The following is a 7,767-nucleotide window of genomic DNA, read 5'->3' on the forward strand; positions in this document are numbered from 1 at the left end:
AGGGGGGTCAGTTTAGCCGGGATTTACAATAATGTTCTTTTGAGTTGTAGCTGTAAATTCGCTTTTGCCAAGAAGTAAATCCGAAAGTTCTTCTAAATTCAAAAGCCAATAAGGAAGTTTCAAACTTCCATTATCTGTTGAATATGTATTTGAGTTTCCTTTAAAGGCAATTGGATACTCATTATGTGGGTCTAAAATTACTATTCTCGGTTTCCAACTTGCAAAATCCTTTTGCTTATCAATTATACTTTTCAATATTACAGTTACTGCACCTGATTTTCCTGAACCTGTTGAACCTAAAATTGCCGTATGTTTTCCTAACAATTCATTCAAATCTGCAAAACAATTTGTTCCTCCCGTTCCGCTGTATGTTCCAATTTTTATTAAGTCAATTGAATTTTCTGCCGATGTAAAAATCTGTTTGAGTTCAGAAGTAGGGGTGAGATAAACCTTTTGCAATGGTAAAGGGAAACTTGAAATTCCTCTTTCAAATTTTAATTGCCAGTTTCCTGATGCCTCATGCCATTCGCCTTCACCGAATAAATTAAACTCAATTACCCTTGCATCATTGTCTCCTTTATTTCCAATTTGCAATTCTACAATGTCTGACTTCATTCTTAAACGGCTCACATACCCGTATAAAATTTTTCTGCCGAAATGAATTTTAACAATTGACCCAAACTGTCCAATGTAATATGTGTTGCCTTCAAAAATTCTTGTAAGGTCTTTGATTGATTTTTCTAATTCAGCAGTAATGGTCACGCCATCAACTTCAATGATGTTACCAATACATAAATTCTCAATCGGCTGTGCTGGATTTTGATTTATTGCTTGCATAATTATTTGTTCAAAATTTCAGTTAATGATTCAAACTTCCACCAGTCAATGTCTTTTCCTCCGTCTTGTATGGTAATATCATTATGATAAAAACCTTTCTTGGTAAAGAATTTTAAATGCGGTTTAAAATCTTTGTTCTCAAACCATCTTTTTAAAGTCGGGTTATCATTAGGAGTATCTATTTCAGAAAATATTATTACTGTTAAATTTTTTGCTTCGCTTAATGCTTTTTCAATTTCTATGTTTATATGATTGTCAGCAAAGCGGTATCCGCAAATTGTCAAAACTGCTTTGTCGTTTTGTTTTAAAATGTTTCGGTAGTTATTGAGCAATTGTGCAAAGGGGTCATTTTGAGTTTCCTTGTATTTTGTAGCACATGGATAAATGAGAACATTATCATTAAAGTTGTATGCTGTATGTTTAGATTTCTGTTTTAATCTTCGTGGTAATTTATCATCATCAGAAATGCACCAGTCCAAAGAACCATGAAGTTTGAATAATCTTGCTTTAATACCACTGTCATTAAATACGGAAGTATCCCACCAACCAATTGCCGCACCTCTGAAACCGTCTGCATAATTTATTTTGTTCATTGACAATGCATCTTCAATTAGAGTATCGTAGTTAAGAACAAAATAATTTGTCGGGGTTGCGAATTGACTTTTACCATTATCAAGCCGGTAATGAATTGCTTTTATGAAGTCAGTGTGAGTTTTAAGTTCAAAGTTCTTTTCCTCAATTGATTCAACAATTAGTTTTTGTATTTCAATAACTGCACTTTTTAAATCTTCTTCCTTGTAAGTTTTGCCTCCCAAATCAATTGTTGGATGTGTGCTTCCTTTATCAACTCTGCGTTCAAGGATGGCAGCATAATCAACAATTTCTGAAATGTATTCTTCAATGGTAATATTTGGGTCTGTGATGAAATTTTTAATTATGATTTCTAAAATCTCTTTTGATTTGCTTGCAGCAGTCATTTTAGCTTTTACTAAATCTGCTAACTCACCAGTCAATGGCAATTTTGCACATTTACTACAACCTGCACCAATCAGAAAAGAACGATTACAACTTTGGAGTGTTTCCAAATATTCATTTACTATTTCTATCAGTTCAGGATTTGTTATTGTAAAACTCATATTAAAAAGATTATAGTTGTAGTTGATACTTTTCAATTAAAAACTCATTTACTTCTTTTTTGGATACACCATTAGAGAGAAAATATCTTTCGTCTGTGGTTAATTCGCAAATACCAAAATTCTTTACATAGTTTTTTGCATAAGAAAAGTAACCTGCTGAATATGGCTTGCTGGTATTTGTCATATAATACTCAAACACCTCTGATTCTAAAATACGTTTTAGTAATTTTAGTTCGTCAGCCGATTCATTGAAAACTGCATAGCCGCAGTAAATAAGCATTTCCTTATTATCTGTGAAAACAAAATGAGGAGATTTAGCCATGTAAGGAAACATCAGTTTGTATCCCTTATCTGTAAGTGCCTGGGTTCTGCCAAAGGCAAACCATGCACCATAATCACCATTACCTTTATCTCTATTCAGTAGTTGCTCTCTGTTAGCTTCAAGATATTTATATGTTTTTGGAAAATTTGATTTTAAATGTGGCTCACTCATTAACGATAAGGGATTGATGCCATTGGTGTATGGATAAATCAGTTTCTCTTTTACCTCCTCAATTTGGTGTTCGTATTTTAGAATATTAGGTTTAATGATTTCTCTGCAAATCGCTTTCTCTATTTCGTAGCGTTTACTGTCTCGCAGTAAAATATAATAATCTTTGGTTTCTGCAATTGGTTTAAAAATATAAATGTCATTACTTAGTGTAGCAATACCATTTCTTATTTTGTATTTCTCACCTAATGATATTCCTGCACCTTCAATTTTGTTTATATTTTCAATAACCCTTTTATCGTTTAGCAACCAACCTTTTTTAAAGTCGAGGTTTTTATATTGTATTTGACTAAATAATTTTGTGCCGTTTTTAATAAGGGATATTCCTGTTTCTTTTTTGAAGGATATGGAATTTGATTTTCTTTTTGAAATTAAGCAAATGCAGGTGTAAGCAGATTTGTCTTCAAATATTTTTTCATGTCCAAAGTCAATTATACTTACTTCGTACTTTTTTTCTTGTAAGTATTTTCTTAACTCTCTTGCATTAACACTTTTATAAAAAGAATTTACTGTGATGTAGCCCAATGTTCCAGTTTCATTAATATTTTCTAACCCGATTTCAAAGAAAGGAATATACAAATCAGGATTACCCGATTTTGTTACAGCCCAATTAGTAAGCAAAGATTTAGAAGCATCATCAATATTTTTTGCCCTTACATAAGGTGGGTTTCCTACTATTAGGTCAAAGCCTTTGTTGACTTTTATCTTTTTCTCTGTTCCTTTCCATTCAAAAGAAAGAGCATTACCTGTATGAAGGTGAAATTCAAATTCAGGTTTATCTTCTCCATTGGATATTGCCAGTAATGACAGAAGAATTTTAGCCCTTTCAATACTGCTGTTACTAATGTCTAAACCAAAGATATTATCCTTAAATATTTGGGAAAATGATTTGGCGGTACTTGCTTTTATTTTATTTGCAAAAGTGAATAAGAATGCACCACAACCGCAGGAAATATCAGCCGCTAAAATGTTTTGTAGCGGCTTTTCTATTTTCTTTAATGAATGTTCTACAATGAAACCCTTTATGTAGTTGGGAGTATAAACTGCACCATTGATAACCTTTTCGCCATTTGGTATTGCCAATTCAAATGCTTCTATAACATCATCAAAAGTGAGAGGAGCATTAATTTCTGAAATAGTTTTGTGCAATGCTGATTTTCCTGAAATCAATAGTGATTTTATCAGCGTATTATTTTTAACTTGTATTGAATTTGCCCTGACAAATACAGAAACAATAATCTTATTCAATGAAAATTCATCTTCTTTGAATTGATTGATAATATATTTTAATTCTTTCTGCATTTTTTTTTAGTTAATACTTTCTATCCTGTTTACATTTCTTCCTCTGCCATTAAAAAAAGCTATTTCATCAGCCGATAAGTCATAAAGCTCATAACATAAATTATCTAAAATATCCCATTGGGCTAATAACAAGTTTGCAAAGGTTCTTTGTTGGTTTGGCGAACCGCCAATAAACTTTTTTTGTAAATCCTCGATTTTGTTTGCAGTCTCAGCCAGTAGAGTTTTCAATTCAATGTTATTTGTAAAATTTTGGCAAGGAAAGGGAACTGGTTCGAGAAACTGTTTATTGAATTTAAAATAACCGTTTGATTGCGGATTTGCTATTGTCCTTGCTAAAACTGAATATACGGTTGAGTTGATTACTGCTGATAAAGCATATAAAGTAACTTCATCTTTCTCAGGTGCTTCAACAAAAAACATATTGGCATTGTCGCAATAAATCTCATCGGAGAAAGTAATAGTTGCAAATGTATCCAGTGAAGTCATTGGAATTAAAATCTTGGGATACGTAGCCCCATGATTATTTGCTCTTGTAAATAAATGCCAGTATTCATTAGTATATTTTTCAGGAAATTTTTTTGGCAATGTTTCTACTGCTGCTTCTATGGTTGCCTTGTTTCTGCTCAAATAAGCCCCAGCAAGCGGAAATCTGTTTACAAAATTTGCAAACAAAATTTCAGATACTTCACCATCGGCAACATCATAAGGAAAGATTACAAAAACGTCTGCCGAAGTCTCTCTGTAGGGATGAAAACTTTCATTGCAAATAAGCGGTCTGCAAGCTGCTAACTCAATTTCTATATCTTCTTCTGTGTGTGATTTGCCTTTTATAATTCCGCTTGCAACGGAAGTTGGTCTAATGTGATAGGCTCTATCCCAAAGTACTTGAATACCTACTTTAACGGTTGCATAATCACCAAAGCATCCCGATTGTAAAAGCCTTGTCTTTATATCAATCAGTTGTTTATCGTCAAAACTCCAGGGGTTTGCATTTACTGCAGTTGAAGATAATGTTATGTATTGTTCAGGTGCAATCTCTGGAATAAGGGTTTCCCTTAATTCCGATGGCAATGTTTCAATAGTGCTGCGGAAATATTTGTATGTAAAATTAGCAGGAGAATTTCTGTCTAACATTAGTAGAGCCACATAAGTCATGCGGTCTTTAAAAATTGTTGTTGCTTCAAAATCTATAATAGATGAAAGATAATTTGCACTGGTAATTATTTCCCTAATCTTCTTGCCATAATCGGTTTTGAAAAACCTTTTCTGAATAATGAACCCCAGTCTGCCTGTATTGTTTAGTAATCCAATTGCCCTTTCAATGAAAGGAATTGCCAAATCAACTTTGCCATTTTTTGAAGATGGGAATTTTTCTTTTATGTACAGGTGCATGAAAGGTAAATCAACATTATAATTCTTTACTTCTACATAAGGCGGATTACCAATGATAAAATCAAAACCTCCTTTTTGCACAAAGATTTCATGAAAACCTTGCTCACTATTCCAGTCAAAAATATTAGTCTTTAGAAGTTCTTCTTCGTTTTCTGTAAGGGCAGGGAAAAGGTCTAAAATATCGGATTCAACCAATGAGTTGCCACAACGAATATTGTTTCCAATTCCGTTGAGAATTTTATTTCCGAAAATTCCAATTTCATTATATGATTCAAGAAATTCAGAAGCATCAACAATCTTTAACGATAAAGACATTTTTGCTACTTCAACTGCTTCGGGGTCAATATCAACTCCAAAGATGCAATTGTCCATGATTGCTTTCTTTCCTAAAATATTAACGAATACATCTGTATTAGTTGCGACAAAATATTTCTGAAAATCTGGATGATTGGATTCAAAAAATAACTCTCTGAAAATTTCTTCTATATAGTCAAATGCTTCAATTGCAAAAACGCCGCTGCCACAAGCAATGTCTAATACTTTTATTGAAAGCAAATTTTCAATGCCGGCATCAAGCAGTTTATTCCTCTGAATTGTCCTCTTAATAATTTCCTGAACAACGTATTGTGGAGTGCTAACAGCACCTTTGGTTTTTAAATATTCATTTTTGATTTCATCTTTTACATTACCTGCATCAATAATTAATTTCTTTGAAAGAAATATTTCATAAATATCACTTAGCAGTTTAGTTGGTATTACATCAAACCTATAAGGAGATGGGTAGTATAGGTATTGAAGCAACAAATCAAATACATCGTTTGAAACATTTATTTCATGTATAGCATTTACCCTTTCAAACAAAGGACCGTCGTAGTGTTCAAAAAATTCGAAGTATGAAGAGTTTTTAAACGCATCCCAAAAGCCTTTTGCTTTGTATGAAAGTAATAATCCATCTTCCTCAATTTTTCTTGCTTCACAAACCCGTATAAATAAAATTCTGTTGATTATTATTTGAACTATGTAACTAAGGTTTGCAGCATTATCGGCAATGTACGCAGGGTTCTTATTTAAAATGTCTGATGCTAATGCTACCCGAAATTCAGAAAGCTGTGCAGCAAATCTTAAATCAGGCGTTATCTTTTGAACATATTTATTATCCTGCATCGTTGAAGAATACAATTCATTCAATCTGCCTTTGTAAACGTTTTCTTTTAAAAGATGCTCTTCCAACAAGTCGAAGTTTGCCACTAAATCAGAAATAGTAAAGTAAAGCCTGCCTAAATTCGGGTCTTGGTTTTGTTCTGGAGTATAAGTGCAATCATAAATAGCAAACTCCTCAAAATTTGAAATAAATGCACAAGGAGCTAAGATTGACCAACCATAAGATTTAATTTGGAAAGCCGCCTCTGCATCATCAAATATTTTTACAGAAATATCTTTTGCATCAAGGAAAGTGAGTTTTTGTTTGGCAATCCTAAAAGTGTAATCCGGTCTTGTATTTTGCGAACCAATTTCTTTCAGTTTTTCTTTTTCTACTTTAGACAATACTTTTTCCTGTAGTATCTCCGAAGTATCCCTAACATCCCAATCAAATATTGCCAATAGTTCATTGAGCCAGGTTCTGATTGTTTCCTCCGAGGTTAAATCAAGTTTCCCAGCCTGTTTGAACTTATTGTATTCTGCAATTAGTTCAGCTAATTTTTCTTTACGTTCTTCTGAACTCATTTCGATTTTCTTTTTGATTGATATTTAACTTCTTCTTCAGCAACTTGAATAGCTTTCAGAGCAACCCCTTCATCTTTTACAATTTCATAAACTTGGTCAGCAAGCCAAAGGGATAATAGTTCATCTTCTTTAATTGAAAAAATTGTCGCAAAAATTGAAATCTGTTCCTTCTTTGCTCGTCTTTCTCCTCGTTCAATCTTACTTAACATTGGCGTATCCATGAATAATTGATGAGCAATTTGCCTTTGAAGCAAATTCTTTTGTTCCCTAAGTTGCTTTATCCGTTCACCAAATTGATTCATGTCTAAGAATTGACTTGCCAAATAATGACAAATGTAAGCTAAGGATTTTAGTAAACAAATATTTTTTGTACAGTTAGTGTGGGATACAAAATATTGTGGAAGGTTTAGCTCATAGGAACTCCCTAAGATGGGTGGTGGGTGGGCATGGTGTCGAGTAAAATATATTGCTAAAGTCCATTGCTACTGATGATAGATATTCGTCAGCCGGGGTGGGTGGGCTGTGCGTTGGCATTTTTAGCTCTTTGCAAGGTTTGGCTTTGTGTCTGGGTTTTGTGTGCCTTGCAATGTGCTAAAAATAGCGTGGGGTCGGGTCGGCAAAGTCTTGGATGTTTGTATATGTGTAGGATGCTCAATAGGGTTCTGACTAACGTTTTACAGTCATACTATTAATCAGGCTGTTACAAATCCAATGTCTTCAGGTTTTATTTCAAATTTAGCGATGTTTCTTTTGATATTTTGCACCAGCCTGAGTTTTCTTTTTTGGTCAAGGAAGAGATATTCAGTAGGTGCTTTGTATTCTACT

General features: G+C 33.3%; 5 protein-coding genes. All 5 read right to left on the reverse strand.

Annotated features, from left to right (window positions below; genetic code table 11):
• Positions 1-12: 12 nt before the first annotated feature.
• The 5 genes from Q0Q99_RS10775 to Q0Q99_RS10795 are packed head-to-tail and all read right to left on the reverse strand — an operon-like array spanning position 13 to position 7,244.
• Positions 13-837 carry an ATP-binding protein gene (locus Q0Q99_RS10775; protein ID WP_293895593.1) on the reverse strand — a complete coding sequence of 275 codons (825 nt, stop codon included), beginning with the start codon at positions 835-837 and terminating at the stop codon, positions 13-15.
• 2 nt (positions 838-839) lie between these two features.
• Positions 840-1,973: an SIR2 family protein gene (locus Q0Q99_RS10780; protein ID WP_293895596.1), complete on the reverse strand. Its 1,134-nt coding sequence runs from the start codon at positions 1,971-1,973 to the stop codon at positions 840-842.
• Positions 1,974-1,983: 10 nt separating this feature from the next.
• The gene (locus Q0Q99_RS10785) at positions 1,984-3,825 is read right to left on the reverse strand and encodes an N-6 DNA methylase (RefSeq protein ID WP_293895599.1); all 1,842 of its coding nucleotides are present in this window, start codon (positions 3,823-3,825) and stop codon (positions 1,984-1,986) included.
• Positions 3,826-3,831: 6 nt separating this feature from the next.
• Positions 3,832-6,942 (reverse strand): N-6 DNA methylase, encoded by a 3,111-nt coding sequence (locus tag Q0Q99_RS10790; RefSeq protein WP_293895602.1) that lies wholly within the window; start codon positions 6,940-6,942, stop codon positions 3,832-3,834.
• Positions 6,939-7,244, reverse strand: a complete 306-nt coding sequence (locus tag Q0Q99_RS10795; RefSeq protein ID WP_293895605.1) for a helix-turn-helix transcriptional regulator — start codon at positions 7,242-7,244, stop codon at positions 6,939-6,941. Before Q0Q99_RS10795 ends, Q0Q99_RS10790 begins: the two co-directional genes overlap by 4 nt.
• Positions 7,245-7,767 lie beyond the last annotated feature (523 nt).

It is taken from the genome of Flavobacterium sp., assembly GCF_025352425.1.
Classification (GTDB): domain Bacteria; phylum Bacteroidota; class Bacteroidia; order Flavobacteriales; family Flavobacteriaceae; genus Flavobacterium.